Raw genomic sequence first — 26977 nt, forward strand, 5'->3', positions numbered from 1 at the left:
GCCGCCCCCCCCCCCCCCCCCCCCCCCCCCCCCCCCCCCCCCCCCCCCCCCCCCCCCCCCCCCCCCCCCCCCCCCCCCCCCCCCCCGGTCAGTCGCGCAGTACCTCGCCGCCGCCACCGGCCGCCTGGGCCGGGACCGGTACGGCCGCTGACGCGCTGTCGCCGTCCGTGTTGACCGTCTCGATGATGGCCAGGCGTTCCGGGCTGTCCTCGGGCTTCAGGAAGCCGATGAGGATGTAGAGGACCAGGGAGACGGCCAGCGGGATTGAGACCTGGTACTGGAGGGGGACTCCGCCGTCGACGTTCCAGTTGATCGGGTAGTTGACCAGCCAGAAGGCGAGCAGGCCCATCGCCCAGCTGGTGAGGGCCGCGGTCGGGCCGGAGCGGCGGAACGGGCGGAGCAGGCCGAGCATCATCGGGATCGCGATCGGGCCCATCAGGCCGGCCACCCACTTGATGACGACGGTGATGATGTCCTTGAAGGCGGGGGAGTTGACCTGGGTGGCCACCGCCATGGACAGGCCGAGGAAGACGACCGTGGTGACGCGGGCCGCGATCAGGCCCGAGCGCTCGTTCCAGGCCCGCGCCTGCCGCGAGACCACCGGGGCCACGTCACGGGTGAAGACGGCCGCGATCGCGTTGGCGTCGGAGGAGCACATGGCCATCGTGTGGGAGAAGAAGCCGACGATGACCAGGCCCAGCAGGCCGTGCGGGAGGAGCTGTTCGGTCATCAGGCCGTAGGAGTCGGAGCCGTCCGGCTTCTGGGCGTGCACCAGGAGGGGGGACATCCACATGGGGAAGAACAGGACGACCGGCCAGACCAGCCAGAGGGCGGCGGAGAGGCGGGCCGAGCGTTCGGCCTCGCGCGGGCTGCCCGTCGCCATGTAGCGCTGGGCCTGGTTGAGCATGCCGCCGTTGTACTCGAAGAGCTTGATGAAGAGGAAGGCCAGGAGGAAGACGGTTCCGTACGGACCGACCAGCGGCTTGCCGTGGCCGTGCAGGGCCGGCTCGTCCCAGGCGTCGAAGAAGCCGATGCCCTTGTCGTTCAGCTTCAGGACGACGGCGACGAACATCGAGACGCCGGCCAGCAACTGGATGACGAACTGGCCGAGTTCGGTCAGCGCGTCCGCCCACAGGCCGCCGATCGTGCAGTAGACCGCGGTGATCGCGCCGGTGATGAGGATGCCCTGGTTCAGGGACACGCCCGTGAACACCGACAGCAGGGTCGCGATCGCGGCCCACTTCGCGCCCACGTCCACGATCTTCAGCAGCATGCCGGACCAGGCCAGCGCCTGCTGGGTCTTCAGGTCGTAGCGGTTCTTCAGGTATTCGAGGGGGGACGCCACGTGCAGGCGGGAGCGGAGGCGGTTGACGCGCGGGGCGAAGAGCTTGGAGCCGATCGCGATGCCGAGGGCGATCGGGAAGGACCAGGTGACGAAGGAGGTCACGCCGTAGGTGTAGGCGATGCCCGCGTACCCGGTGAACATCACCGCGCTGTAGCCCGACATGTGGTGCGAGATGCCGGAGAGCCACCAGGGCATCTTTCCGCCGGCGGTGAAGAAGTCGCTGACGTTGTCCACGCGTTTGTGCGACCAGACGCCGATCGCGACCATCACACCGAAGTAGCCGATGAGCACGGCCCAGTCGAGCCCGTTCATGCGCCCCCCTTCCAGGGTCCGCCTACTGAACTCCGCTCAGCTGGCTGGCACTTCGCATAAGCGGAGCGAGGACGGGGAAGGCCGCGAAGTGCCCGCTCATCGTGGGTTCGTTTACGAGGGCACGACAAGCCGACGTATGGTCAAGGGGGAGTAAAATCGTTCGTCTTGCTGACCTTGATTTATGTACATGAACGGCGGAGTGGCTGGATCCGGTGGGTCAGCGCATCAGCTCCCCCGCGTTGACCAGCAGCGACTGACCCGTGATGGCCCGCGCCCGGTCCGAGGCCAGGAACACCGCCGCGTCCGCCACGTCCCCGTCCGTCGCCAGCTCCGGCAGCGCCATCCGCCCGGTCAGCCGCCCCAGCACCTCGTCCTCCGGCACCCCCTCCGTGTGCGCCGTGAACTGCACGTAGGCCTGCACCGGCGGCCCCCACATCCAGCCCGGCAGCACGGTGTTGACCCGGATCCGGTACGGCCCCAGCTCCCGCGCCAGCGAGTACATCGCGCTGGTCAGCGCACCCTTCGAGGCGCCGTACGCGGCCTGCTTCACCTGCGAGGGCGCGGCGACCGACGACTGCGTCCCGATGAAGACCACCGAGCCGCCCCCCGCCGCCTTCAGCCCCGGCAGGCACGCCCGGGTCATCCGCAGCGTCCCCAGCAGGTTCACGTCGATCACCGACGCCCAGGTCGCGAAGTCCGCGTCCTCGACCCCGCCGAAGTAGGAGTCCCAGGCGGCCACGTGCACCACCGCGTCGACACCCCCGAACCGCTCCCGCGCCAGCTCCGCCAGCGCCTCGCACTGTGCCTCGTCGGTGATGTCGGTGGCCCGGTACGCGGTCCGGCCGCCCTCCGGATCGATCCCGGCCGCGCTCTTCGCGAGGTTCGCCTCGGTCCGCGCACCGAGCACGGCGTTCCCGCCGTCCCGTACGACGGCCGCCGCGACCTGGTGCCCGAGCCCGGCGCCGACCCCCGAGACGACGACGGTCTTGCCCGCGAGCAGCGACATGGAAGCCTCCTGAACCCTGGCGCTTTATCTGACGGAGCGTCAGAGTATGGGCGACCACCGGAAAGGGGAACCGCATGAGCGACGACACCCGCAGTGACGTCTACGCCGAACTCGCCGCCGTCGGGCCGTACGGCGTCCGCCCAGGCCACGCCCTCATCACCATGGTCGAACCGCGCCCCGGGCACGAGTACGCGTACAACCGGTGGTACGAGGACGACCACTACTACGCGGGCGCCATGGCCATGCCCTGGATGTACGCGGGGCGCCGCTGGGTCGCCACCCGCGACCTGCAACTCCTGCGCTACCCCGAGAAGTCGGCGATCGCCCAGCCCGTCACCGCCGGCTGCTACATCTCCGTCTACTGGATCACCGACGGCCGCTACGCCGACCACATGAAGTGGACGGTCGCCATCAACAAACGGCTGAACCGGGACGCCCGCGTGTACCAGGACCGGACCCACGTCTTCACGGCCTTCCAGGACCACGAGGCCACGGTCTACCGGGACGGCGCGGCCGGGCCCCGCGACTTCCACGCCCTCGACCATCCGTACGCGGGGCTGGTGGTCCAGGTCATCGACAGCGAATCGCCCGAGCAGCGCGCCGAGTTGCTGGAGTGGCTGCGCTCCCGCCACCTGCCGAAGAAGGTGGCGTCCTCCCCGTCCGCCCTGGTGACCGTCTTCCGCCCGACGCCCCTGCCCGGCGACCGGATGACGTACGTGAAGCAGGTCGAGGGCGTCGACACCCGGCTGACGCTGCTGTGGTTCCTGGAGACCGACCCGAGGGACTGCTGGGACACCCACTTCACCGGCCTTGACGAGCAGATCGCCGCGTCGGGGCTGGGGAGGGTCGAGCTGGTGGCACCGTTCGTCCCGACCGTGCCCGGCACGGACCGCTACGCGAACGAGCTGCGGTGAGGCCTCGGATCACCAGGGCTCGCGCGGCCACGCGACCCACGCGCCGGCACAGCCCAGCAGGTGGAGGGCGGCCAGCGCGCCGAAGGCGGTCACATACGGCCGTGCGCCGCCGTCCTTGAGCCGCTCCGCGCTGACCGCCGGTATCCAGCCGCCCGGCACCACGGAGACCTCGACGACCGTGCCGACCGGCACCGGTTCCGGCAGCCCGTACAGCAGCCGGCCGAGGTCCCGTTCGGTCGTGGCGTCGGCGACCCGGTACACGAACCGCCCGTCGTCCGCCTCCCAGGAGGTGTCGGAGAGGGCTGTCCGCTCGGTGACCAAGGCCCGGACCGGCTCTCCCACCCAGTCGTGCGCGACCCACGGCACCAGCCAGGGGCTCGGGACGAGGAGAACGGCGGCGGTCAGCACGGGCGCGGCGGTGAGGCGCTCCCTGAGGACCTTGTGCGGGTAGTCGTCCCAGCAGCCGGGGATGCAGAACGCCACGCAGGCGGAGGCGAGCCCGAAGAACATCGGGACCGCGCCCCAAGCCTTGCCGGCGCCCCCGAGGAACAGTGCCACCGGCGTGCCGAGCAGCGACCAGCCCAGCACGGCGGCCAGCAGACCCTTCCTGCTCCTGGACCGCACGGCGTGCCCCGTGGGTCTCCGCGTCCTCCATCGGCGCCACACGGTCACCCCGCCTCCCCGGTGGCCGTGCCGGTGTCGTGCACGGAGCGGCCGAGCTCGTCGAGCCGGTCGAGTCCCGCCTGGACGGCCTCCAGTTCGTGTTCGAGGAAGGTGAGATCGGCCGCCCTCATGGCGGCGTCACCGGCCGCGTGCAGGGAGACCAGCAGGGAACCGCGGTCGGCGGCGGCCTCCAGGCGCAGCACGGTCGACTCCAGTGTGGCCATGAGGAGGTCGCGCAGTCCGGCCAGGCGTTCCAGGGAGGCGGCCCGTTCCCCGATCGCGCGGGCGGAGGCCTCCTTGGCCTCCCGGACCGCTCCCCGCAGCGCCCCGGCCTCCTCCTCCAGTCGGCGCTGGTCGCGCCGCAGGGCCGCGTGGTCGGTGCCCTCGGTGGCGGCGTCGATGACCCGGACGGCCTCGGCGCGGGCCCGGAGTTCGCCGGCCGCGGTGCGCACGAAGCCGACGGCCGTGGTGAGCGCCTCCGTCAGGGCGGGGTCGGCGCTGTCCCGCCGGTGGCGGTCGAGCTTGCGGGCGGCGTTCGAGGCACGGTTCAGCCAGCGCCTGGCGTCGGCGGGCGGCTCGGACCCGGCGGGCCCGGCCTTGGTCCGTGCGGATCCGGGCCCGGGTGGTTCCCCGATTCCGGTGTCGGTCCCGGCGTCGGGATCGGGGCGGCCGGTCACGCGGTCGGTCACCAGGTGGGCCGTCCACGCCAGCAGGCCGATGCCGGCACCGGCGGGCAGGGCCGCGGCCGGCCCGGCCCCCGCCAGGTACGCGGCCAGGGCGCCCGCCGCACCCAGCAGCACGGCCGTGACCGTGCCCGCGGCCGGGAGGTGTCTGCCGTTCATCGTGTGCGCACCGCCTCTCGGAAGAGCCCTAGAAGTTGCTGATGACGGACACCATCACCTTGTCGATGACGGCGGGATCGCGGGCGTCGTACGAGGTGGCCTTGGTGGCCGCGGAGATCTTGCTGAGGGTGTCGAAGTCGGCCGCGTCGCTGAAGGCGACGGTGAAGACCCGCACCGAACGCTCCAGCTGGGTGGCGTCGATGTCCTTCAGCAGGGCGTCGAGGTCGTTGTCGGCCGGGTACTCGTTCTTGCCGTCGGTCAGCACCACCACCGCGTTGATCCGGCTGGTGTCCAGGTCGGCGAGGGCCGCCCGCTGCGCGGCGCGCACCGTGCTGTAGAGGGCGGTGCCGCCATCGGCGTTCAGCCCGTCGATGGCCGCGGTGAGCCGGTCCTTGCTCTCCCGGACCGGTTTCGGCGGCAGGATCTGCTGGTACGGCTCGGGATGCTCGTCGGTCCCGGTGGAGAAGGTCCACAGCCCGACCTCGTCGTCCGGATGGAACTGGCCGAGGGCGTTCACGGCCGCCTTCTTCGCGGCCTCCAGCCGGCTCTGGCCGCCCCCGGCGGACTGGTTCATGGAGCCGGAGACGTCCATCACCAGCAGCACCCGGGCCTTCTTGCGCAGCTCGTCCCAGCTGTCGAGGATCGCGCCGAGCACCGCGGGGGCGGGCGGGTCGATGAGGGACAGCCGCTGCTTGCCCTGGTCGGGCAGGCTCACCGACTTCGCCAGTTCGGGACCGGCGTTGCCCTCGTGGTCGCGGAAGCCGAAGTGCTGGAAGCGGCGCTGCTGCGCGGGTTCGAGCAGGAAGGCGCGGAAGTCGGCGGCGGCGGCCCGCTGTTCCCGGCTCGCCGACGGCAGCACCACGAAGGGGTGGTCGAGCATCAGGGTGCCGTCCGCCGGGTGCACGGCCACCAGCGGCACCTTCGGCTTGCGCCCCTTGCCGAGCTGGTCCACGTCCCCGGTGGGGCTGCCCTGGTTGTACAGGTGGATCAGCTGCTCCTGGACGGCGACCGCGCTGGCGTACGACAGTGACTGCCCCTCGGCGTCGGCCTCGGCGAGGTGGGCCATGTAGGCGGTCGCGTCGGCGGCGTAGTGCAGCACCCCGGCCTCCACACCCGCCACGAACTTCCGCGTCTTCGGGTCCCTGACCTGGTCGAGGGTGAGGTCGCTGGAGCGGCCGGTGGCGGCGTAGAAGGCGGCCACGGTCGCCGCCAGGCCCGAGGTGGAGGTGTGCGGGTTGTCCTTGCCCAGGGAGAAGCGGCCCCACTCGGGGTGGCCGAGCGAGCCCCAGCCCTTCTCGGTCAGCGACAGCACGTCCCGCCAGCCGATCTTCTTCTTGGGCCAGCCCAGCGCCTCGGCCATGGGCCGGGGCATGGCGATCGCCAGCGGGCTGGTGGCCAGCGAGACCGGCTTGTCCCCGGTGAGGACGGTACGGTCCGACGCGGTCCCCTTCTCGGCGAGCAGCGTCAGCCACAGCGAGGAGGTCGGCGTCCAGGCCTGCGGCTCGGGGGCGCCGTCGCGCTTCTCGTCCCAGCCCTGCGCCAGCGCGTCCATCGCTACGCCCGAACTCGTCTCGGACACCGACACCCGGGCGCACCGGCCGCCCGCCAGCTCGCGGCCCGCGGAGTTGTACTTCGCGGCCAGTTCGGCCAGCAGGTCGCCCTTCTCCGTGGAGGAGTTGACCTCTAATCGGACGTCGCAGTCCGGTCCGGACCCGTCGGAGACCTGTCGGACCACCAGAACGGTGGCCAGGATCGCCAGCAGGCCCACTCCCGTGGCCACGAGCAGGGGCAGCCTCCGTGCCCCCTGCCGACCCGTGCGTCTGTTCATCGTTCCCCCCGGAGTCTCACACCATCGGGCAGCGGGGGACGCGACGGCGACGGACTACCCGCCCGCCTTCAAGTCACCCGCAGACGACCGCACTTGCTCACCACTTGCGCCTTGCACGACTTGCTCCTCGCACGCTCTGTGCATATGACTGACGCACGGATCCGCCCGCCGGTTGCAGGCCCGTCGTCACCGCCGCCCGGTCACTTGAGTTCGTCGGGGCACGGGGTGCCGCGCGGGAGCTGGTAGGGCGCCGCCAGCCGGTAGGTGCCGGCCTTCGGGGCCAGCAGCATCGTCCACTTGTCCCCCTTCGCGTCCTCCGGCGTCTCCGCCAGACAGCCGTTGACGTTGACGTACGTCTTCGGCCTGTCGTCCGCCCGGTGCTTGGAGGCCTCGGTCTCCTGCGGCGGCTTCAGGCTCTTGCCCTCCGCGTCGACGATGCTCAGCCACGGCGAGTACGGGATCCGGATCAGGATCCGCCCCGCCTTGCGGACCTCGATGGTCAGCTCGCCCTGCTCGGCGCTGTCCACCACGGCGTCCGGCTCGGCGAGCGGCGTCGGGTCGGTCACCCGGAACAGCTGCCAGTTGGCGTCGCCCCAGATCTGCTTCAGGTACGGCATCCCGCGCCGGACCAGCGCCCGCTCGCGTTCCCCGCCGTCGCCGTCGGGATCGTCCTTGGGCAGGACGACGTAGTGCACGGCCCAGCGCTGCAGCCACTCGTGGTAGTTCGCGGAGTTGAGGGTGTCGTCGTAGAAGAGCGGGTTGCGTTCCATGTCGGCCTGGCGGTTCCAGCCGCGGGCCAGGTTGACGTACGGCGCGAGCGCGGACGCCTCCCGGTGGGAGGCGGCCGGGACCACCTCGACGCGGCCCTTCTCGGCGCCGACCTGCTGGAGCTGGTGGACGAGCGGGGCCAGCTCGCGCGCCCAGGACGCGGTCGGGGTCGTATGGACGACGTCGTCGACCGCCTTGAAGCCGATCCAGCCGGCGGAGCCGAGGAAGGCGAGGACGGTGACGTAGTACTTGCGGGAGCGCGGGACCGTGTACGGGAGGGCGGCGATCAGGGTCGCGCCCGCGAACAGCATCGGCAGCCGCGAGATGTTCGAGCCGATCTGCGAGCTGACCAGCCAGACGAGGACGACCCCGAGGCTGTAGACGGCGGCCGTCAGCCGGACCGTCCGCCACTCCTTGGGGACGAGGAAGAGGCAGAGCAGGCCGGAGGCGAGCGGCAGGCTCATCGAGCCGATGCCCATCGGCTGGGTGCCGGAGAACGGGAACAGCCAGGCGGAGATCGCGACCACGGCCGCGGGCGCCAGACCGAGCGCCCAGGCGCCCGGCCGTCGCTTCTGCAGGAACAGCGCGACCGCGACCAGCCCCACGAAGAGCCCGGCGACCGGCGACGACATGGTGGCGAGCGCCGCCAGCGGGGCCGCGACCAGCGCCTTCGCCCACCGTTTGAAACGCCAGCGGTGCGGCCAGCAGAACACCGCCCCGACCGCGGCCAGCGCGAACACCGTGCCGAGACCGAAGGTGACCCGCCCGGACAGCGCGTTGCAGATCAGCGCGAACACCCCGGCGAGCGCGGCCCACAGCGGGTTCTTCACCGCACGGCTGCGGATCAGGAGCAGGGTCAGCAGCCCGGCGGAGACCGTGCCGGAGATCATCATCGTGGTACGGACGCCCAGCAGCGACATCAGGTACGGCGACACCATGCTGTACGACACCGGGTGCATCCCGCCGTACCAGGCGAGGTTGTACGCGGAGTCCGGGTGCCGGCCGACGAACTCGGCCCAGGCGTCCTGTGCCGCGAGATCCCCGCCACTGTTCGCGAACGTGAAGAACCAGATGATGTGGAGGGCGCCGGCGAGGGCCGTGACCGAGAGCACCGGGTGCTCCAGCAGGCGCCGCCGCAGGGGTTCGGCGGCACGCGCCAGCCGACCGCCGTCCTTACGCTCCGTGCCGTCCGCTTCCGCGGGCGGCACGGCTATTCGCGGGCCGGCTTTCGGGCCCGGATCGGCGTTGTCGGCGCGTGTCGGCTCCGCTGTGGCCACCTGAAGGCACTCCCCGTGTCCCGTCTTCTGTTCTCGGCCGTGTTCCACGGTGTTACCGGCCGCTTCCCGTCCAGTTCGCGGCCGTGTCCCGGCGACCGGCGACCTGCCCCGATTCGTGACGCTAGCACGCACCCCGCCGTGCGGCCCCGGGGTGGGCCGCCAATCGGCGGGGTGCGTGACGGAATGCCTGCTATGGGTTCTGTGCGGCTCAGGCGATACGGGTCAGCCTGCTGCTGAAGCCGGGCTCGGTCAGGTCCTTCTGCAGGGCGACCGGCACCTGGACGGCGGAGCCGGAGCCGTCACCCACGGTGAGGGTGCCGACCTTGGTGCCCGCCTTCGCGGTGTGCGGTACCTCGTCGGCGGCGAACGTCAGCTTCACCTTCAGCCCCGACCAGCCGACGGCGGTGACGTCCTTGGTCGCCACGACCGGGGTACGGCCGCCGAGCCCGTCGTCGACGTACCCGACCACATCGCCCTTCTTGTAGATCGTCGCCGACTTCAGCGCGTCCTGGGCGGCCCGGATCAGCTTGTCACCGCCGGTGAGGGCGGCGCTGAGGATGGTGTTGTCGACGCCGCCCGCGGGCTGCCGGATGACCGCGCCGATGATCGTGCGGGTCTCGCCGCCGGTCGTCTTCTTCGCGGCGAAGACCAGGTTGCCGAGGGCGGAGGTGGTGGTGCCGGTCTTGATGCCGACGACGTCGTTGTGGCCGACCAGCTGGTTCCAGTTGGAGTGGTTGACACCCTTGTAGTCGTCGTACGACATCATCGCGGCGACCTCGCGGAAGGCCGGCTCGCTCGCCATCGCCGCCTTCGCCAGCTTCACCTGGTCCACGGCCGTGGAGACGGTGGAGTCGGTGAGGCCGGAGGGGTCGGTGTAGGTCGTGTTCGTCATGCCGAGCTTCTTCGCGGTGGCGTTCATCTTCGCCACGAACGCCTTCTCGCTGCCCGCGTCCCAGCGGGCCAGCAGGCGGGCCACGTTGTTGGCCGACGCGATGAGGATGCTCTCCAGGGCCTCGCGCTGGGTGACCGAGTCGCCGGCCGTCACGTCGACGGTGGACTCCTGGCCGGCGTTCGCCTGGTCCTGGGCGGTCTGGTCGATCTTGATCTTCGGGCCGGCCGCGCCGCTCTTGAGGGGGTGGTCGCGCAGCACGATGTACGCGGTCATCACCTTGGCGACACTGGCGATCGGCACGGGCTTCTGGTCGCCGGAGGAACCGAACGTGCCGATGCCCTGGACGTCGAGGGCGGCCTGGCCGTCGGCGGGCCAGGGGATGTCCACCTTGCTGCCGTCGAAGGTGTACGTGTCCTTCGCGGTGAGGTCGAGCGTGGGCTGGGGGAGCGGGCGCACGTTCTGTACGACCGCAAAGACGATCAAGAGCAGGAGGACCAGGGGGGTCCAGATCTTGACCCGCCGGACCGCGGTCCTGACCGAGGTCTCCGGCGGCGGGGGCGTGTTCGTCAGCTCCGCGAGCAGGTCCAGCGGGGGCTTCGGGGGAAGCGGCTGCTGGGTGGTGCGCTCGGGGCCGACCTGCGGGATGACCGTGGTGCGGGTGGTGGAGGCGGGCTCGGACCCGGACTCCGGCTTCGGCTGCGGCTTCGCGGGCTTCGCGCCCGGCTGCTGTATGTCCGACTTGAGCGCCACGAACCTGCTGGTGCGCTCGGCATCGGCCTCGGGCTTGGTGGCGCCGCCCAGCTTCAGCGTGGTCGTCGGCTGGTCGACCTGCGGCAGCCGGGGGGCCTTCAGCATGGTCGTCGGCTGGTCGACACCAGTCCCGACGCCCGCCTCGGCCCCGCCTTCGGCAGCCGCGTCCCCACCCGCACCACTCGCGGGCGGCCCCTCCGGCCCCTCCGCACCATCGGCGCCCGCGAGCCCGTCCCCGGAGGCGCCCTCCTCCGACCCCGACTTCCCCTCGGACTCGGCGTCTTCGGGTTCGGCCGTGGCCGTGGTTGCCTTGCCCGTGGGCTTGGCGTCCTCGGGTTCTGCGTCGGCCTTCGGCTTGTCGCCGGGACGCGCGTCTTCGGGTTCGGCCGTGGTTGCCTTGCTCGCGGGCTTGGCGTCCTCGGGTTCGGCGTCGGCCTGCGGCTTGTCGCCGGGGTGGGCGTCCTCGGGTTCGGCCGTCGCTGTCGGCTTGGCCTCGGGCCGGTCGTCCTCGGGCTCGGTGTCGGCCTTCGGCCCGTCTGCGGGCCGGGCGTCTTCCGGTTTGGTCTCGGCCGTCGCCTTGGCCTCGGGCTCGGCGGTCGTCGACTCCGGCTCGTCGGCGGGCTCGGGTGTGGCCTTCGGGGGGGTCTCGGCCGAAGTGGGCTTGTTCGGCTCGGTCTTGGGGGTGGACGCGGTGTGGGCCGCTGTCGTTGCCTCGGGCGCTGTGGCGGGCCTGTCGGCGTTCTCTGCCGCCTCGGGGCCGTCCGAGGGCTGCTCGGCGGTCTCAGGGCCCTCCTCGGGCTCCGTGGCCGCGTCCTCCGGGTCGCCCGTCCGGACCCACGCCGCCACCGCCTCGCGGAGCTTCGTGTCGTCCTCGCCGCCCGGCTTCGGGTTCCGTACCGAGAAGATCCGGGTGGCGGTGTCCACGCCGCCGGCCGTCTCCTTCCCGGCGGCCGCCGCCACTCGCGGGTCACGTGCTTCGGGAACCGAACCCGCGCTCCCCGACGTCGGTTCTGCCGACGACTCGCGCTGCTTCGACCTGTCGGGGGACTCGCCCGCCACCGATGCCTCCTCCACGCTTCGCACGTTGCCGTGCGTTGTCCGAACCATGTACCAGTGTCCTGTGTGCGGGCTTAGCCCCTGCGGTAGACGAGAACGACATACCTTCCGGTTCCCTTACAAACCGGTCACGCACCCTCGACAGACCAATGTGAGAGGGGTCACCCTGTCATTCATCCACGCGGGGAGGCATGGATGGGCAGGAGCCGCAGAACACTTCCGGAGGAGCTTCTGCTGCTGGCACTGGACCCGGCCACGGGTACCACTGCACAGCCGCAGTCGCTCGACCTCGGTCTGGCCGGAGCACAGCTAGTGGAGCTGGCGCTGGCCGGACGGATAGCCCCAGACGGGGATCGTATCGCCGTGGTGCAGCCACGGCCGACTGGAGATCCGACTTTGGACTGCGCGTTGGAGTTGCTGCGAAGGCGTGGCGCTCCCGTGCGGGCTGTGCACTGGATCGGCGGACCCCGGCTGGGACTCCGTCAGGTCTACCTCACGCATCTCGAACGCTGCGGCATGGTCGCCGCCGTGGCGGGCCAGATGTGCGGGGTGCTGCCGACCACTCGCTACCAGGCGACGGACAACGCCGTCACCCGGGAGATCCGTGGCCGGCTGGACTCGGCGATCCGCACCGGCGTACCGCCGGACCCGCGAACCGCCGCGCTCGCCGCCCTGGCCCACGCGGTCGGTCTCGGCAAGCACCTGTACCCGGGCAACGAGGGACGGTCCTCTCGCTCCCGGTTGCGGGACCTGATCCGGCACGACCCGATGGGCGGGCTCGTGGCCCACGCCGTCATGGACGTGCAGAACGGCGCGGTCGCCCAGCCGCGGCGGCAGGCCGGACCAGGCGCCAGGCCCGGTGCGCCGGAACCCGCCCGCGGTGTTCCGATGCAGCCGCGCCGGGGCGCGATGGCGCGCGCCGTGGTGCACTGAGCCGCAGTTCCACGGCAGCGACAGAGAACGACGGGCAGCAACACGGCACACCTGAGACCCGGTTCGGGAGCCGCTGGTCCGAGCGGGGCGGTGAGGCGTACGCGGTACGCGCCTCGCCGCCCCGCTCGGCTGTCTGCGCACCCCTGTTCCCGGCCGCATCCGGAATGTGCCCGAACTGACGCGTACGCGCCGCATATCCACAGTTTCCCAGCGGTAGGAACCACCTTGGTGGCAGTCTGCTGAACAGCAGATACGCAAAGTGGTAGTTACAGGCAGGCAGCCGGAGGTGCACGTCCCGTGGCGTCCAATGTCAATCCCACCGTCAGGCGACGCCGGCTGGGCCAGGAGCTGCGCAGGCTCCGTGAGCTCAAGGGCATGACGGCGGAGGAAGTGGCGGAGCGGTTGCTCGTTTCGCAGTCGAAGATCAGCAGGCTGGAGAACGGGCGCCGGAGCATCAGCCAGCGCGACGTCCGCGACCTGTGCGGGGTGTACGAGGTCGAGGACCAGCGGGTCGTCGACTCCCTGATGGAGATGGCCAGGGATTCGCGCCAGCAAGGGTGGTGGCACGCGTTCGGCGACATCCCGTACAGCGTCTACATCGGCCTGGAGACGGACGCCGAGTCGCTGCGGGTGTACGAACCCCAGCTGGTGACCGGCCTGTTGCAGACCCGGGCGTACGCCGAGGCGCTGGTGCAGGGCGCGTTGCCGGAGACCTCGGCCGCCGACATCGAGAAGCGCGTCCAGGTGCGGCTGCGGCGACAGGAACGTATCACCGCCGAGCACAACCCCCTCCGACTGTGGGTGGTGCTGGACGAGGCCGCGCTGCGCCGGCTGGTCGGCAACAGGCTCGTGATGCGCGAGCAGTTGGAGTACCTCATCGAGATGTCCCAGCAGCCGCACATCACCGTGCAGGTGCTGCCCTTCGAGGTGGGCGCGCATCCCGGTCTCAACGGCCAGTACGCGATCCTGGAGTTCGCGGACGCGGCCGACTCCAGTGTCGTCTACCTGGAGGGCGTGACCAGCGACCTCTACCTGGAGAAGGCCCACGACGTGCAGAAGTACGCCGTGATGTACGAGCACCTGCGGGCCCAGTCGCTGAACGTCGAGCAGTCCCGGCAGTTCATCGCCGACGCGGCCAAGGAGTACGCCCGCTGAGGCGGCGGGGGACTGTACACCGGTGCCACGGTCCAGCGGAAGTCTCCAACGGAATATGCCACCCGGTCGAGTGAACGGGTACTCCAGGCGGGGAAGTTGGCTAGTAGCGTCGATCACGCCAACCGGTCAGAAGGTTGGCGTGATTCGCACTACAGCAAGCACCACAGCAACTCGCAACAGGAGTGGACATGGCACTGCTTCAGGGCGCCACGGAGACGTGGACGAAGTCCTCCTATTCCGCAGGGAACGGGGCGTGCGTCGAGGTCAAGTCGCCGACGACCACGGGACTCGCCGTACGCGACTCCAAGGTCGAGGAGGGCCCGGTCCTCGCGTTCCCGGCCGGCGCGTGGAACGCCTTTGTGACCTCGGTCAAGGCGTAGGGGGCATTCGCTGACCCACCGCTCACGCTCCCGACTACGACAACTGCACAAGCAACACCCCAGAGCCCTCTCGACCAGCCCGCCGTCCTTGCCGAGGGGGCTCGGCTTGTGCCCGGTCACCGGACGGGGAACGCCACATCGCAGACCGGGTCCTCGGGCCCGGCCGCGTCCCAGTCCGCGAAGTAGACCTCCCGGCACGGACCGTCGTACTCCAGACCGCCCTGCCCGGCCACCCAGCGCTCCACCGCCTCGAAGGCCGCCAGGATCTGCGGATGCGCCACCTGCGCCTTGCGGATCCGCGTGTACGCCAGCGTGCGCGCCGGCTCGACGCGCACCTTCGTCTCCCAGGCCCGCCCCTGCCGCTCCGCCCAGGCCCGGGCCGCCGCCTCGTCCGCCACCGGGACACAGGCCTCCGCGGGGCCGTCGCTCTCCATGGACACCTCGGAGTGGTAGACGACGAACGGCGCCCCGGTCATCCCCCCGCACTCCCGGGCAGCGGCCTCCAGCCGGCCCAGCGAGGCCCCGATCCAGGCGGGCAGCTCGTCCGCCAGCGTGTGCCGGGTCTCGGTGATCACCACCTGCGCCGGTACCCGCACCGTCTCCACCACGAACGTCTCGTACATCTCCGTACTCCTCCCGGACAGCCGTCCACGGAGGTATGCGGCCAGCGTCCGCTGCCCGGCGAGCCGCGCCTCGACATCCGCCCAGTAGCCGCTCAGCAGCCCGGCGGCGGTGTCACCGTCCGCCGTCTCCACCGCCCCGACCACCTCGGCGATCCGCGCCAGCGGCATGTCCAGCTGGCGCAGCAGCGCCACCAGCCGGGCGCGCTCCGCCTGGCCGGCCCGGTAGTAGCGGTAGCCGGTCGCCTCGTCGACGTGCGCCGGGGCGAGCAGCCCGAGCCGGTCGTACAGGCGCAGTGCCTTCGCCGAGAGCCGGGAGCGGGAGGCGAACGCGCCGATCGTGAGCAGTTCCTCGTCGTCCACGGCCACATCCTCCGTCACCGGGCGGATCCGTTCCGCCCGGTGACCAGGAGGCTCGTCCCTGCCCCAGGGGCAAGGTCAACCCGGACTCAGGCGAGGGCGGCCTCCACCGCGGCCACGACCTCCGCCGACTCCGGCTCGGCCTGCGGCGAGAACCGGGCGACGACCTGCCCGTCCCGGCCGACCAGGAACTTCTCGAAGTTCCAGCGGATGTCCCCGGTGTGCCCCTCGCCGTCGGCGAACCCGACCAGCCGGTCGTAGAGCGGGTGCCGGCCCTCGCCGTTCACCTCGACCTTCTCGGTCATCGGGAAGGTCACGCCGTACGTCGCCGAGCAGAACTCGGCGATCTCCTCGGCGCTGCCGGGCTCCTGCCCCATGAACTGGTTGCAGGGCACCCCGAGCACGGTGAAGCCCTGCGCCGCGTACCGCTCCTGGAGCCGCTCCAGGCCGCTGTACTGCGGGGTCAGGCCGCACTTGGAGGCCACGTTGACAATGAGGACGGCCTTGCCGCCGTAGCCCGCGAGGCCGGCGGAGCCGCCCTGCAGGGCGTCGATCTCGACATCGAGCACGGACCCGTTGTTCTCAGTAGTCGTCATAAGCGGACTCTAACTCCGCTAAGTGGCGGAACGGTTCCCGGCCTCCACGACCGCGTCCCCGGCCGCCGTCCGCGAGTACAGCACCGACCGGCCGGCCCGGCGCCGCTCCACCAGACCGGCGTCGAGGAGCACCTTCAGATGCCGGCCGACCGAGCCGAGGCCCTGGCCGGTCACCGCGGTCAGCTGGGTGGTGCTCAGAGGCGTCTCCAGCAGCACCAGCACGCCGGCGCGCGCGCCGCCCAGGAGCGTGGTCAGGGCGGCGGGGACGCTCCGGGCGGCCGGGTCGGAGAGCGCGCCGGCGCAGGGGTAGACGAGGGCGTAGCGGTCCGGCTCCTCCCAGGAGACCCAGCCGGACTTGGGGGTGACCGGGACGAGGAGGAGATCGGCGCCGGAGATCTCGCGGGGCGGGTACTCGTGCAGGTTGACCTGGAGCCGGTTGGCGCCGAGCCAGCGGGTCCGGCCCGGCCGTACCGAGTCCAGCACCTCGGCCCAGCCGCCCCGGCTGACCTGCGCGGTACGGGCCACCACGTCCGCCTCCAGGATCCGCCGCCGGCGCTCCCAGGACGGCCGTACGGCCGTCTCCCACACGTACGTCAGCAGGTCGGCCGCGCGGTCGGGCAGGTCGTCGCGGTCCAGGACGGCGGGGAGCGGGCCGGCCAGGGCGGTCCGCAGGTGCGCGCGGGCCGCGTCGGGGCGGGCGGCCCGCACCCGTGCGATGCCCTCCCCGGCGCTCTCGCCGTCCCGGGGGGTGGGGGTGAGGAAGTCGGCGGTCCACACCCGGCCGAGACCGGCGCGGACGAGCGCGGCGGTGACCGGGTCGGCGGCGAGCCGCGCCCGGTAGCCGGGCAGCCGCGCGTCCAGCCAGGCCCGCTCACCGGGGTGCGCGGCGGTCCCGCCGTGCAGCAGCCGCAGGCTCGCGAAGGTCTCGGCGAAGGGGGAGACCACGAAGCGGCTACGGGCGAGCGTGTCCGCGTTCAGCTGCCACCAGCCCAAGAGGGTCTCCTGGTCGTGAGAACGGCCGCGGGGCCGCGAGGACCTTTCGCGTCCGCGCGAAACAATAACGCCCAGGCCGGGCTCCCCCGAGACTCCCCGTCATGCCCACCACCCGTTACCGGTCCCTGTTCCGCACGCCCGAGTTCACCCCGCTCTTCCTCGGTGCCGCCGCCCACAACGCGGGCGGTACCGTCGGCGGCCTCGCCCTCGGCACGCTCGTCTACCGCTCCACCGGCTCACCCCTGCTCTCGGCGCTGAGCATGTTCGGGCCCTCGCTGGCCCAGGTGCTGGGCGCGACCTTCCTGCTCTCCGGCGCGGACCGGCTGCCCCCGCGCACCACCCTCGCCGCGATCTCGCTCGTCTTCGCCGTCGCCACCGCGGGCCTGGCCCTGCCCGGCCTCCCGGCCGGCGCGCTGCTCACCGTCGTCCTGCTGCTGGGCCTGGTCGCCGCGCTGGGCGGCGGGGTCCGCTGGGGGCTGCTGAACGAGATCCTCGCCAAGGACGGCTATCTGCCGGGGCGTTCGCTGTTCAACATGGCGAGCGGGCTGGTGCAGATCGCCGGTTACGCCACCGGCGGCGCACTGCTCGCCGCCGTCTCCCCGCGCGTCTGCCTGCTGCTCGCGGCCGGCCTCTACCTGACGGCCGCGCTCGCCCTGCGCCTCGGCCTGACCGCCCGCCCGCCGCGCGCCGCCGGCCGCCCCTCCGCCGCCGCGACCTGGCGCACCAACACCCTGCTGTGGTCCTCGCGCCCGCGCCGGCTCACCTATCTCGGCCTGTGGGTGCCCAACGGCCTGGTCGTCGGCTGCGAGTCGCTGTACGTGCCGTACGCCCCCGGCTCGGCGGGCACCCTCTTCGCCTGCGCGGCCCTCGGCATGCTCGCCGGGGACGTGACCGTCGGCCGGCTGCTCCCGCCCGCCGTCCGCACCCGGGCGGCCACCCCGCTGCTCCTGCTGCTGGCCACGCCCTACCTGCTCCTCGCCCTGCACCCGCCGCTCGCGCTCGCCGCGGGCTGCGCCGCCGTCGCCTCCGTCGGGTTCGGCGCGAGCCTGGTCCAGCAGGAGCGGCTGATGAGGCTGACCCCCGACGAACTCAGCGGCCACGCCCTCGGGTTGCACTCGGCCGGCATGCTGACCATGCAGGGCGTGGGCGCCGCGCTGGCGGGCTCGGTGGCGCAACTCACCTCGCCCGCCCGGGCGATGACGCTCCTCGCGGGCGTGTCGCTCGCCGTGACGCTGGCGCTGGCTACGGCCGCTCGACGGGAGCGGACGGCTCCTGCGGCTCCGGTTCCCGCGGCGCGGTGAGCTCCGGCGCCGGCGTGAACTTGTCGGCGACGGAGGCGATCTGCTCGATCCCGGCCCTGAGCGCGGCCTGCCCCTCCGGGCCGTCCAGCTCCCGCTCGTTCTTCTCGACCTCCTGGTCGAGTCGCTTGGCCGCCCGGTCGAAGTAGCGCAGCATCTCGACCGGGAAGGGCATCACGAGCGTGGAGTTCTTCTCGGCGGCGACCTCGACGACGGTCTGCAGCAGCCGCAGCTGCATCGCCTCGGGGGTGTCGGACATGATCTTCGAGGCGTTGGCGAGCTGCTGCGCGGCCTGGAACTCGCCGTCCGCGGTGATGACCCGGGCCCGCCGCTCCCGCTCGGCCTCGGCCTGCCGGGACATGGACCGCTTCAGCGACTCCGGAAGCTGTACGTCCTTGATCTCGACGCGGTCGATGTGGATGCCCCACTCCGCGGCCGGGCTGTCGATCATCAGGGCGAGGCCCTCGTGCAGCCGCTCACGGTCGGTCAGCAGGTCGTCCAGGTCGCTCTTGCCGATGATGGACCGCAGGGAGGACTGGGCGACCTGGCCGACGGCGAAGACGTAGTCCTGCACCTCGATGGCGGCCCGCACCGGGTCGGTCACCCGGAAGTAGACGACGGCGTCGACCTTCACCGACACGTTGTCCTTGGTGATGCCCTCCTGGGTGGGCACCGGCATGGTGACCACCTGCACGTTCATCTTGCGCATCCGGTCGACGAAGGGGATCAGGAAGGTGATCCCCGGGCGCCGGAACTCCGGCTGCGCCTTGCCCAGGCGGAACACGATCCCGCGCTCCACCTGGTTGACCACCCGCATCCCGCTGCGCAGCACGAGCAGGGCCAGCACGACGACCAGTACGCCCCCGACAACGGCGCCGTCCATGGGCACACACTCCATTCTCGACGTGATCCGGACAAGATTCCGGACATGGAGGATGACACCGGCGGGGCCCGCCCGGATGCGGGTGCCCGCGTCAGGAGTACGTAAAGAAAGCGCGCCGGGCCCCACGGGGAAGCGGAGCCGCCGGTCTTCGGCGGGGCGGCGCCGAGCCCGAACCGGGCGCCCTCCAGCGTCCCCGTCCCGGTAGGACCAGTGGACCTTGCCGTAGTAGTCCCGGGGATAGGCCGGGTCGTCGTACGGCACCGCGCACAGCCGGCCGAAGTGGTGGTCGGTGTCGCCGAAGGTACGGCAGGGCTCCCTGGACGCGGCGTTCGTCGCCGTACCGCCCGGGGGGGCTCGACCCGGGCTTCGGGCACCGGGTCCTGGTTCGGGACGAGATCGTCGCCGTCGTGGCCGCGGACCGCCCGCAGGCCCGGCGGCCGGACCTGACCCTGCCCGAGCCGGCCGGCACCCCGCTGATCACCTACGGCCCCGACAGCGGCCTGCGCCATCCATCACGTGGTCCTCGCGTGACGGCGGTCCCCCCTCACCCCGCGCTCCCCGTCCCGACGGCCGTGCCGGTCTGTACGCCGTCCTCGCCGCCGCGGGCGTTGCTGTCCCTGCCGGACCCGCCCGGCGCGTGGCGCCGGGCGGGCCTCAGGCACGGGTCAGTCGATCGGCTCCAGCACGCAGGGGGAGATCTCGCCCTTGAGGAAGGTGTAGACGACCCCGTGGGCCGAGTTGTCGATCCGCACCGTGTCGCCCCGGTGCAGGGTCCGGTGCCACGGCTGCGGCTGCTGGCCGTCGGGGGCGATGTCGACCTTGACGATCTCGTTGTCCGCCATGGAGGCCTCGGGGTCGTGGCACCGCTGCCCCGCCGGCACCTTGTTCACCTGGGTGTGCACGCCCGCGTCCGTCAGCTTCCGCACCAGGTCCCGCTGCTGGGGCCCGCTGAGCCGGACGTCCTCCAGGGTGAAGGTGACGGTGCCGTCCGGGTGCGTCTGGACCGCGTACGCGGCGGTGGTTCCCGCGCCCGGCAGGGCGACGGCGAACGCCGCCGCGGCCCCGCAGGCGGCCAGCGCCAGGCCCGCCCGGCGAGGGGTCACCACGCGGCGCGACACGACGGCCACGGGCCCGGCCCCGGCCGCGCGCCGCACCACCTCCCCCTTGAGCTCGTCCAGCAGCCGGTCCTCGAAGGTCGTGTTCATGCGTTTCCCCTCACGTACGACAGTGAATTGGCGTCGGAGCCGGACGGTCCGCCGGTCTGCTCGGCGTGCTTGATGGCGGCGCGCAGCGCCTTGCGGGCGCGGTGCAGCCGCACGCGTGCAGCGACCGGGCGTATACCGAGCGCCACGGCGGCTTCCGCGACGGTCAGCTGGTCCACGTAGACGAGTTCGAGGACCGCGCGCTCGCCCTCCGGGAGTCCGGCCAGCGCCTTGAGGTGGTGCCGTGCGGCCGCCTCGGCGTCGATGCGCTCCTCCAGCCGGACGACGTCGTCCGGCTCCAGGAGCCGACGCCCCGCGATCCGCCGGGTGGCCTGTGACTCGCGGGCCGCCCGCCGCCACTCGACCGACACGACGTTGCGCGCGATGCCGTACAACCAGGCCGTCTCGCTGCCGTGGCCCGCGCGGTAGGAGTCCGCCGAGTCGAGCATGGCCAGGAAGACGTCGGCCGTGAGATCGGCGACCAGGTGCGGATCGGCGATCCGCCGCGCCACGAACCGGGTCACACCGTCGACATGGCGCCGGTAGAACTCCTCGAACGCGGCAGGATCTCTCGCTGCGTGCACGCGACCACCTCTCTTGACTCATCGGATCACCCGCCGTGCGGACGTTCCGCCCGGCGGACGAGGGCCGGCCCGGCTCGGGGGCGGGCCGGCCTTCATCTCCTACTTGTCGACGAGCGGAAGAGCGTTACGAGAGCACTGCCTCACGGAGAGGCCGAGCAGGTGACTTCCGGAGCGAGGGAGTGAGGGAGCGAGGGAGCGACGATCGGACTCAGGCGGTCGCGAGGGCCACCTCGGTCGCCTTGACCAGCGCCACGACCGGTGAACCGGCCGCGAGGCCCAGGTCGGTGACGGCGTCCTTGGTGATCGCCGCGGTGAGGTGCTGACCCCCGTCGACGGCGACCTTGACCGTGGCCATGGCCCCGCCGGTGGCGACCTCGCTGACCGTGCCCGGCAGCTGGTTGCGGATGGACACGCCGGCCACCCGGCCGGTGGCGAGCGCGACCTCGGTGGACTTCACCATGGCCCGTACGGCCGACCCCTCGGCGAGCCCCAGGTCCTTCACCGCCTCCAGGGTGATCGCGGCGGTGAGTTCCTGACCGCCGTCGAGACGCACCTTCACGGTCGCCATCACCTCCCCGGGCGCGACGGCGGTGACGGTGCCGGGAATCTGATTGCGGATGCTCAGGCTCATGACGGAACACCTCAGGGGGAGAGGGGCGGGGGAAGGGTGATTTGGCAGCCTTTGTACTGGCCGCGTGCCCACAACCTAGCCGCTTCGGCGACGGCCGGTGCGCTCCCCGTCGCATCCGCCACCCGAGCCTTCGCCCGCCCCTGGCAATTCGGCGAAACCGTTGCCGAGCGGCCGCGCCGCCTACGGCCTACTCGTCCGGCTCCCAGGCGCGGAGCAGGTCGAACAGCCCCCCGTCTCCGTCGATCCGCACGGAGTCCGCCGGGACACGGCCGTAGAGGAAGAGGACCAGCTCGCCGGCCGTGCCCCTGGCGGAGACGCCGGGCGCGTCCGGGCCCTCGCCGGTGACGGCGGCGGGCAGACGGGTGGACCGTGCGCCGTCCCCGTCGACCGTGAGGCGCCAGGAGCGGCCCTCGGCGGCGTGGAAGTCGAAGGCGGTGGGCTTGTGCGGCCAGGCGGCCGGTGTCGCGACGCAGGTGGACAGGAACTCGTCCAGACCGTCGAGCGCCACCTCGTCCGGCAGCGGCCGCGGGGCGCCCTGGGCGACCTGGGCGTCGTAGGTGTGCACCGCGGTCTCCTGGACCCGGTGCCGGGCGACGGCACCGGAGTTCCGCGGCGACTGCGACGCACCCCACCACGTCCAGCAACCGCGCTCCTCGCCCGCCTCGCGCAGCGCGCTCAGCAGCAGCCGGGTCGACTCGGCCAGCCAGGCCAGCAGAGCCTCACGCTCCCGCGGCGCGGCCACGGCGGCCCGCTCGGCGACGGCCTCGGCCGGCGGACCGTCGGCGGGTCCCGCGCCGACGACGGCGGCCCAGAAGCGGTCGCCCCCGCCCAGGTGCTCCGCCAGATCGAACAGCGTCCACTCGGGGCAGGTCGGCACCCGCACGTCGAGACCGGGCGCGGAGGCGACCGCGGCACGGAAGCCGGTCGACCGTTCGTCGATCAGCCGCCGCAGGTCGGAGAACTCGGGTGTCATGGCCACACCGGGTGTCTATCACCGTGCTCCGGCCGCCGGACAGCGAATTTCGCCGCCGGAGCGCGCGGCCCGGCGGCCGGGCCGCGCGCTCTCGGACGACGCGGTGCTCTTGCTCCGGAACGATCCGCCGGCCGAGCGGTCAGTCGACGTCCACCGGACCGTCGTCGCTCGGCTTGCGGCCCTTGCTGGTGGGCAGCTGGAGCAGGCCGCCGCCGGCGCCGCTCTCCGCGGGGCGCCCGCCGTCGGGGCGCTGGCCGTCGGGGTCCGCGCCGCTCAGGTTCTGCCGGACCGAGTCGAGGATCGTCAGGCCCTGGGACACCAGGCCGGCGGCGATCTCGCCGAGGCCGTCGGCGCCGTTGAGGACGTTGACGTTGGCGCCGGCGAGGCCACCGGCGGCCTCCTTGACGATCTGCGGGAGCTGGTCGATCAGCATCCGGTCGAGCGCGACCCGGTCGTACGAGGCCGCCGCCTCCGCCTGGATCTTCATCCGCTGCGCCTCGGCCGCCGCGAGGATCCTGACCCGCTCGGCCTCCGCCTCGGCGGGCCGCACGACCTCGGCGACCAGCTGCTCCTGGCGCAGCTTGGCCTGGCGCTGGGCCAGCTCCGTCTGGGCGGCCAGCACCTCCTGCTGGGCGTGCGCCTGCGCCAGCGGTCCGGCCTGCCCGGCCTGCGCCTGGGCGCGGTCCACCTCGGCGGAGTACTCGGCCTTGACGATCGCGGTCTGCCGGGCGTACTCGGCCTGCTTGCGGGCCGCCGCCTGCTCCGCCTCGGCCGAGGCCTGGGTGGCCTGGGCCTGGGCGATCTGGGCCTGCCGCTGGATGGCCGCCTTGTGCGGGGCGGACATGGCGTCGATGTAGCCGGTGTCGCCGTCGTCGATGGACTGGATCTGCAGCGAGTCGACGATCAGGCCGATCTTCGCCATCTCCGTCTTCGAGGTGTCCAGCACCTCCGCGGCGAGCTTCTGCCGCTCGGTGACGATCTCCTCGACGGTCATCGAGCCGATGATGGCCCGCAGGTGACCGGCGAAGATCCGGCCGGTGAGCACCGACATCTGCTCCTGGTCGGAGAGGAAGCGCTGACCGGCGTTGATGATGCTCTCGTGGTCGTTGCCGACCTTGAAGGCGATGACCGCGCGGACGTGCAGCGCGATGCCCTGTCTCGTCACACAGGTCTCGGTGACCTCGGACTCGCACATGGACAGGGTGAGGAACCGGACCTTCCGGAAGACCGGCAGCACGAACTTGCCGTGCCCCGTCACCACTCGGAACGGCGCGCCCCCCAGTCCCCGCCTGCCCCCCGAGATCAGCATCGCCTCGTCGGGAGCGGGTACGCGGTATCCGAACATTTCCTGTTACTCCTCAGCCGGCCTCGGCGGTGTCCCCGCCGAGCGCGTCCAATGGATCCGCCCATTCGATGACGCCGACCTCGCGGCATCCCCGTGATTCGATCACGAGCACCGTGGCACCCACGGGCAGGGGCTCCTCCGACCAGGCGAGAAACGTTTCGGAACCGCCTCTGACCCGGACCAGGACCTCGCCGGGGCCGCCGGAACCGCGCGTTCCGATGAGTACTTTCCCCATGCGGCCGATCACGGCCTCGTCCTGCGGCATCACCGGCCGTCCTCCTCGTCCTGGCCCCATGATTCCGACGATAAACCCACTCGGCCCGGGACCCAACGGCCGGGAGAGCACCGGCCATATCGCACGGGCGGGCGGCCATATCGCACGGGCGGCCATATCGCACGGGCGGCGCATTAGACTCCGCCCGGTCGGCGTCGAGCGTCGAGTCGGCGTCGAGCCCGGCCGACTCGGCCGCGGGGTTCTCCAGGGGGGCACGTGTTCTGGTCACGGAGACGGCGGGGGAGAGCGGCGCCCAGACTCCCGCTGCCCGGCGTGTGCGGGCATCGCCGGCACACCCTGCGCACGGCGCGGCTGCTGCTCTACAGCCCGGAATCATGGCTGGACCTGGCGGCCGCCCTGGCCGCCGCCTCGGACCCCGATGCCCAGCAGTGGCTCGGCTGGGAGGAGGAGCGGATCCTCGGCGAAGAGGCCCGCGAGGCCCTGCTGGCGCTGCGCCCGGGCGACACCGATGCCCTCCGGTCGTCCGTCCGGATCCGCCGGCTGCTGGCCCGCACCATGGAACCCAGCCCCGGCACCGTGCCCCTGATCGGCGTGCGTACGGACGACGGCAGATACGCCGGGGCCACCGAGCTGGACCCCGCCTCCGGGCAGCTGAGCGCCTGGCTGGCTCCGCACGCTCGCGACCAGGCGTTCATCGTGGAGCTGGTCGGGGCGGCCGCGGTGCTGGGCCATACCCACCTGGGCCTTCGGACCGTCCGGGTGGCATACGACCCGGGGCACGCGGAGACCGCACCGGCGCTGACGGCCGCGCGCTTCGTCCCCGCCGACGGCCCGTCCCGCCAGACCCTGCCGAACGGCCGGGAGATCGGCATCCGGTGGGTACAGCACACCGCCACCGGCCCGGTGACCCGCTGCCGTGGCGCCGGACCTTCGGCACCGGCCGCCCGCACGGAGGACGCGCCGGCCGAGGGGCACTAGGACGCGGACCGTCCGGAGGACGAACCGCCCTCGCCCTCGCCCTCCGTCCCGTAGAACCGGCCCCGCTCGCACAGGGCGTCGATCTCGGCGTTCTCCTCCCCGCTCAACTGCGCGTCCAGCGCCACACCGATGACCCGCCGGGCATGCGCCAGCCGCCGGGCTACATCCCATTCCGCGACGAAGGCACCGACGGTGAACTCGTCGGCGGTTCCCGACGCCTGACGGGATCCGATGCGGTCGAGGGAGACGACGAACTCGTTCAGGTCCCGCAGCACCGCGACGACCTCGTCGAGGGGCAGGCGAACCTCCCGGGAGGACATGTCCATCAGCTGATTCACCTATCGGGCCGGTCCGGCGGGCGAGCCGTCGGCGGTGGTCGGGGCGGCCGGGGTGGTCGGGACCGGCCGCAGGGTGCGGTCGAGGCCGGAGTGGAGGGTGGTCAGGGAGTCCAGGACGTAGTTCTGGCGCACCTTCCACGGGGCCCGGTCGCCCTGCTGCGGGAAGGCGGCGATGGAACGCCGCACATAGCCGGAGGCCAGGTCGATCAGCGGGCGCGTGCCCAGCGGCCCGGCGGGTTCCGGTACGACCGCAGGGTACCCCCGGCGGCTCATGTGGTTGAGGACCTTGCACACCAGACGGGAGCTGAGATCCGCCCGCAGGGTCCAGGACGCGTTCGTGTAGCCGATGCAGAAGGCGAGGTTGGGGGCGCCCGTCAGCATCGCGCCCCGCCAGACGAACTGCCCCGGCAGATCGAGGAGCCGCCCGTCGACGGTGAACGCGACGCCGCCCAGCGGCAGCAGCCGCAGACCGGTCGCCGTGACCACGATGTCGGCCGGCAGGGTCCGCCCGGACCGCAGCCGGACGCCCTCGGGGACGAACGTCTCGATGCGGTCCGTGACGACGTCCACCGCCCCCGAGCGCAGCGCCCGGAACAGGTCGGCCTCCGGCACCGCGCACAGCCGCTGGTCCCAAGGCGCGTACGGCGGCGTGAAGTTCTCCCGTACGGACCTCTCGTCGCCGACCGCGCGCAGCGTCGCCCTGGTCAGCAGCGCGCGCGCCGACTCCGGGCGGCGCCGGCAGTACTCGTAGAAGGCGGTGCCGAACAGGATGTTCCGGGCCCGTACGGCGCGGTGCGCCACCCCGCCCGGCAGCAGCACGCGCAGCGCCTCGGCGACCCGGTCCCGCTGGGCACGGGAGACGATCCAGGTCGGCGTCCGCTGCAGCATCGTCACATGCGCCGCGTCCCGGGCCATCGCCGGTACGAGGGTGACCGCGGTGGCCCCGCTCCCGATGACGACGACCCGCCTGCCCCGGTGGTCCAGGTCCTCGGGCCAGAACTGCGGGTGGACGACGGTGCCGGTGAAGGATTCCCGGCCGGGGAGGTCGGGGTCGTGCCCGCGGTCGTAGTCGTAGTAACCGGTGCACGAGTACAGGAAGGCACAGGTCAGGGTCCGGGTGCGGGTGGTGCCGTCGGCGGCGGTCTCGCGCACGGTCAGGGTCCAGCGGGCCTCGGGCGTGGACCAGTCGGCGCGCAGCAGTCTGGTACGGAAGCGGATGTGCCGGTCGACGCCGGACTCGGCGGCGGTGTCCCGGACGTAGTTCAGCACCGACTCCCCGTCGGCCAGCGTCTGCCGTCCTCGCCAGGGACGGAAGGGGTAGCCGAGCGTGAACATGTCGGAGTCGGAGCGCACCCCGGGGTAGCGGAACAGATCCCAGGTCCCGCCGATCGCGTCCCGGGCCTCCAGGATCGCGTACGAGCGGTCGGGGCACTCGGACCGGATCCGGTACCCGGCACCGATGCCGGACAGTCCGGCGCCCACGATCACCACGTCGAGGTGTTCGGGCGCCGCTTCCCTGGGAGCGCTACTGGTGCGGGTCATGTCCCCAGTCTGCGAACAGGACGTCCGATTCTTTGACTCCACACGACGACTCGACACGACGGCTCCGCACGACGACTCCACCCGACGGACATCCGAGAGGGGTGGAACCTGGTCGGTTCCACCCCTCTCCGGTACGTGTGGGAATCAAGCCGCCTTGGGTCGTGCGGCACGCAGGCCCGAGGCGGGCCCGAGTGCGTCCTCGTCGTGCAGATAGGTGTCGTCCTCCCCGAAGTCCGGGGCCTGGAAGGGGTTGGTCGCCGGAGGCGGCGATGCCGCGG

General features: G+C 72.2%; 25 protein-coding genes. 6 read left to right on the top strand and 19 right to left on the bottom strand.

The window, feature by feature from the left end; translation table 11 throughout:
- Window positions 1-88: 88 nt before the first annotated feature.
- Both ACGFZS_RS44765 and ACGFZS_RS44770 read right to left on the bottom strand, forming a co-directional pair.
- Complete coding sequence (locus tag ACGFZS_RS44765; protein WP_393800003.1) at window positions 89-1657, bottom strand: sodium:solute symporter family protein; 1569 nt, start codon at window positions 1655-1657, stop codon at window positions 89-91.
- 217 nt (window positions 1658-1874) lie between these two features.
- Complete coding sequence (locus tag ACGFZS_RS44770; protein ID WP_393800004.1) at window positions 1875-2663, bottom strand: SDR family oxidoreductase; 789 nt, start codon at window positions 2661-2663, stop codon at window positions 1875-1877.
- Between the two features lie 74 nt (window positions 2664-2737).
- Between ACGFZS_RS44770 and ACGFZS_RS44775 the strand changes: the two genes are divergently transcribed.
- Entirely contained in the window at window positions 2738-3577 is an 840-nt protein-coding gene (locus ACGFZS_RS44775; protein ID WP_393800005.1) for a hypothetical protein, read from the top strand.
- 9 nt (window positions 3578-3586) lie between these two features.
- Here ACGFZS_RS44775 and ACGFZS_RS44780 read toward each other — a convergent pair whose 3' ends face one another.
- The 5 genes from ACGFZS_RS44780 to ACGFZS_RS44800 all read right to left on the bottom strand — a co-directional run bounded on the left by ACGFZS_RS44780 (window position 3587) and on the right by ACGFZS_RS44800 (window position 11704).
- Window positions 3587-4201 carry a hypothetical protein gene (locus ACGFZS_RS44780; protein ID WP_393800006.1) on the bottom strand — a complete coding sequence of 205 codons (615 nt, stop codon included), beginning with the start codon at window positions 4199-4201 and terminating at the stop codon, window positions 3587-3589.
- Window positions 4202-4245: 44 nt separating this feature from the next.
- A complete protein-coding gene (locus ACGFZS_RS44785) occupies window positions 4246-5082 on the bottom strand; it encodes a hypothetical protein (RefSeq protein ID WP_393800007.1) in 837 nt (278 codons plus the stop codon).
- A gap of 28 nt (window positions 5083-5110) precedes the next feature.
- Window positions 5111-6862, bottom strand: coding sequence for a substrate-binding domain-containing protein (locus tag ACGFZS_RS44790; protein WP_393800008.1), 1752 nt, complete (start codon window positions 6860-6862; stop codon window positions 5111-5113).
- Between the two features lie 248 nt (window positions 6863-7110).
- Window positions 7111-8955, bottom strand: a complete 1845-nt coding sequence (locus ACGFZS_RS44795; RefSeq protein WP_393800009.1) for an MFS transporter — start codon at window positions 8953-8955, stop codon at window positions 7111-7113.
- 208 nt (window positions 8956-9163) lie between these two features.
- On the bottom strand, window positions 9164-11704 hold the full coding sequence (locus ACGFZS_RS44800) for a serine hydrolase (RefSeq protein WP_393800010.1): 2541 nt from the start codon (window positions 11702-11704) through the stop codon (window positions 9164-9166).
- Between the two features lie 144 nt (window positions 11705-11848).
- Between ACGFZS_RS44800 and ACGFZS_RS44805 the strand changes: the two genes are divergently transcribed.
- The 3 genes from ACGFZS_RS44805 to ACGFZS_RS44815 all read left to right on the top strand — a co-directional run bounded on the left by ACGFZS_RS44805 (window position 11849) and on the right by ACGFZS_RS44815 (window position 14121).
- A complete protein-coding gene (locus tag ACGFZS_RS44805) occupies window positions 11849-12586 on the top strand; it encodes a GPP34 family phosphoprotein (protein WP_359206960.1) in 738 nt (245 codons plus the stop codon).
- 297 nt (window positions 12587-12883) lie between these two features.
- Window positions 12884-13741 (top strand): helix-turn-helix transcriptional regulator, encoded by an 858-nt coding sequence (locus ACGFZS_RS44810; RefSeq protein ID WP_355725171.1) that lies wholly within the window; start codon window positions 12884-12886, stop codon window positions 13739-13741.
- A 188-nt stretch (window positions 13742-13929) separates the two neighbouring features.
- Window positions 13930-14121: a DUF397 domain-containing protein gene (locus tag ACGFZS_RS44815; protein ID WP_093501738.1), complete on the top strand. Its 192-nt coding sequence runs from the start codon at window positions 13930-13932 to the stop codon at window positions 14119-14121.
- Between the two features lie 116 nt (window positions 14122-14237).
- Here the strand turns inward: ACGFZS_RS44815 and ACGFZS_RS44820 are convergent, their stop codons facing one another.
- From ACGFZS_RS44820 to ACGFZS_RS44830, 3 genes are all read right to left on the bottom strand, one after another.
- A complete protein-coding gene (locus ACGFZS_RS44820; RefSeq protein ID WP_393800011.1) occupies window positions 14238-15122 on the bottom strand; it encodes a MerR family transcriptional regulator in 885 nt (294 codons plus the stop codon).
- Between the two features lie 68 nt (window positions 15123-15190).
- Window positions 15191-15697 carry a glutathione peroxidase gene (locus ACGFZS_RS44825; protein ID WP_359206952.1) on the bottom strand — a complete coding sequence of 169 codons (507 nt, stop codon included), beginning with the start codon at window positions 15695-15697 and terminating at the stop codon, window positions 15191-15193.
- An 18-nt stretch (window positions 15698-15715) separates the two neighbouring features.
- Window positions 15716-16690, bottom strand: a complete 975-nt coding sequence (locus tag ACGFZS_RS44830; RefSeq protein ID WP_393800012.1) for a winged helix-turn-helix domain-containing protein — start codon at window positions 16688-16690, stop codon at window positions 15716-15718.
- Window positions 16691-16791: 101 nt separating this feature from the next.
- Between ACGFZS_RS44830 and ACGFZS_RS44835 the strand changes: the two genes are divergently transcribed.
- Window positions 16792-17991, top strand: a complete 1200-nt coding sequence (locus ACGFZS_RS44835) for an MFS transporter (protein WP_393800013.1) — start codon at window positions 16792-16794, stop codon at window positions 17989-17991.
- On the opposite strand, the gene ACGFZS_RS44840 is transcribed toward ACGFZS_RS44835, so the two are convergent.
- The 7 genes from ACGFZS_RS44840 to ACGFZS_RS44870 all read right to left on the bottom strand — a co-directional run bounded on the left by ACGFZS_RS44840 (window position 17933) and on the right by ACGFZS_RS44870 (window position 23871).
- Window positions 17933-18871 carry an SPFH domain-containing protein gene (locus tag ACGFZS_RS44840; RefSeq protein WP_355725158.1) on the bottom strand — a complete coding sequence of 313 codons (939 nt, stop codon included), beginning with the start codon at window positions 18869-18871 and terminating at the stop codon, window positions 17933-17935. The genes ACGFZS_RS44835 and ACGFZS_RS44840 overlap by 59 nt on opposite strands.
- A gap of 665 nt (window positions 18872-19536) precedes the next feature.
- Window positions 19537-20076, bottom strand: coding sequence for a hypothetical protein (locus ACGFZS_RS44845; protein ID WP_393800014.1), 540 nt, complete (start codon window positions 20074-20076; stop codon window positions 19537-19539).
- On the bottom strand, window positions 20073-20657 hold the full coding sequence (locus tag ACGFZS_RS44850) for an RNA polymerase sigma factor (RefSeq protein WP_393800015.1): 585 nt from the start codon (window positions 20655-20657) through the stop codon (window positions 20073-20075). The genes ACGFZS_RS44845 and ACGFZS_RS44850 overlap by 4 nt, the downstream gene beginning before the upstream one ends.
- A 208-nt stretch (window positions 20658-20865) precedes the next feature.
- Window positions 20866-21288, bottom strand: a complete 423-nt coding sequence (locus ACGFZS_RS44855) for a molybdopterin-binding protein (RefSeq protein WP_393800016.1) — start codon at window positions 21286-21288, stop codon at window positions 20866-20868.
- Between the two features lie 187 nt (window positions 21289-21475).
- Window positions 21476-22261, bottom strand: coding sequence for a maleylpyruvate isomerase family mycothiol-dependent enzyme (locus ACGFZS_RS44860; RefSeq protein WP_393800093.1), 786 nt, complete (start codon window positions 22259-22261; stop codon window positions 21476-21478).
- Window positions 22262-22400: 139 nt separating this feature from the next.
- Window positions 22401-23606: a flotillin family protein gene (locus ACGFZS_RS44865; RefSeq protein WP_393800017.1), complete on the bottom strand. Its 1206-nt coding sequence runs from the start codon at window positions 23604-23606 to the stop codon at window positions 22401-22403.
- A 13-nt stretch (window positions 23607-23619) separates the two neighbouring features.
- Entirely contained in the window at window positions 23620-23871 is a 252-nt protein-coding gene (locus tag ACGFZS_RS44870; protein ID WP_355725149.1) for a hypothetical protein, read from the bottom strand.
- A gap of 282 nt (window positions 23872-24153) precedes the next feature.
- Between ACGFZS_RS44870 and ACGFZS_RS44875 the strand changes: the two genes are divergently transcribed.
- Entirely contained in the window at window positions 24154-24819 is a 666-nt protein-coding gene (locus ACGFZS_RS44875) for an N-acetyltransferase (protein ID WP_393800018.1), read from the top strand.
- On the opposite strand, the gene ACGFZS_RS44880 is transcribed toward ACGFZS_RS44875, so the two are convergent.
- Window positions 24816-25145, bottom strand: a complete 330-nt coding sequence (locus ACGFZS_RS44880; RefSeq protein ID WP_393800019.1) for a hypothetical protein — start codon at window positions 25143-25145, stop codon at window positions 24816-24818. The two genes, ACGFZS_RS44875 and ACGFZS_RS44880, sit on opposite strands and share 4 nt — an antisense overlap.
- Window positions 25146-25157: 12 nt before the next feature.
- On the bottom strand, window positions 25158-26699 hold the full coding sequence (locus ACGFZS_RS44885) for a flavin-containing monooxygenase (RefSeq protein WP_393800020.1): 1542 nt from the start codon (window positions 26697-26699) through the stop codon (window positions 25158-25160).
- Window positions 26700-26977: the final 278 nt, after the last annotated feature.

It is taken from the genome of Streptomyces sp. NPDC048288, assembly GCF_043201555.1.
In the GTDB taxonomy this organism is placed as follows: Bacteria; Actinomycetota; Actinomycetes; order Streptomycetales; family Streptomycetaceae; genus Streptomyces.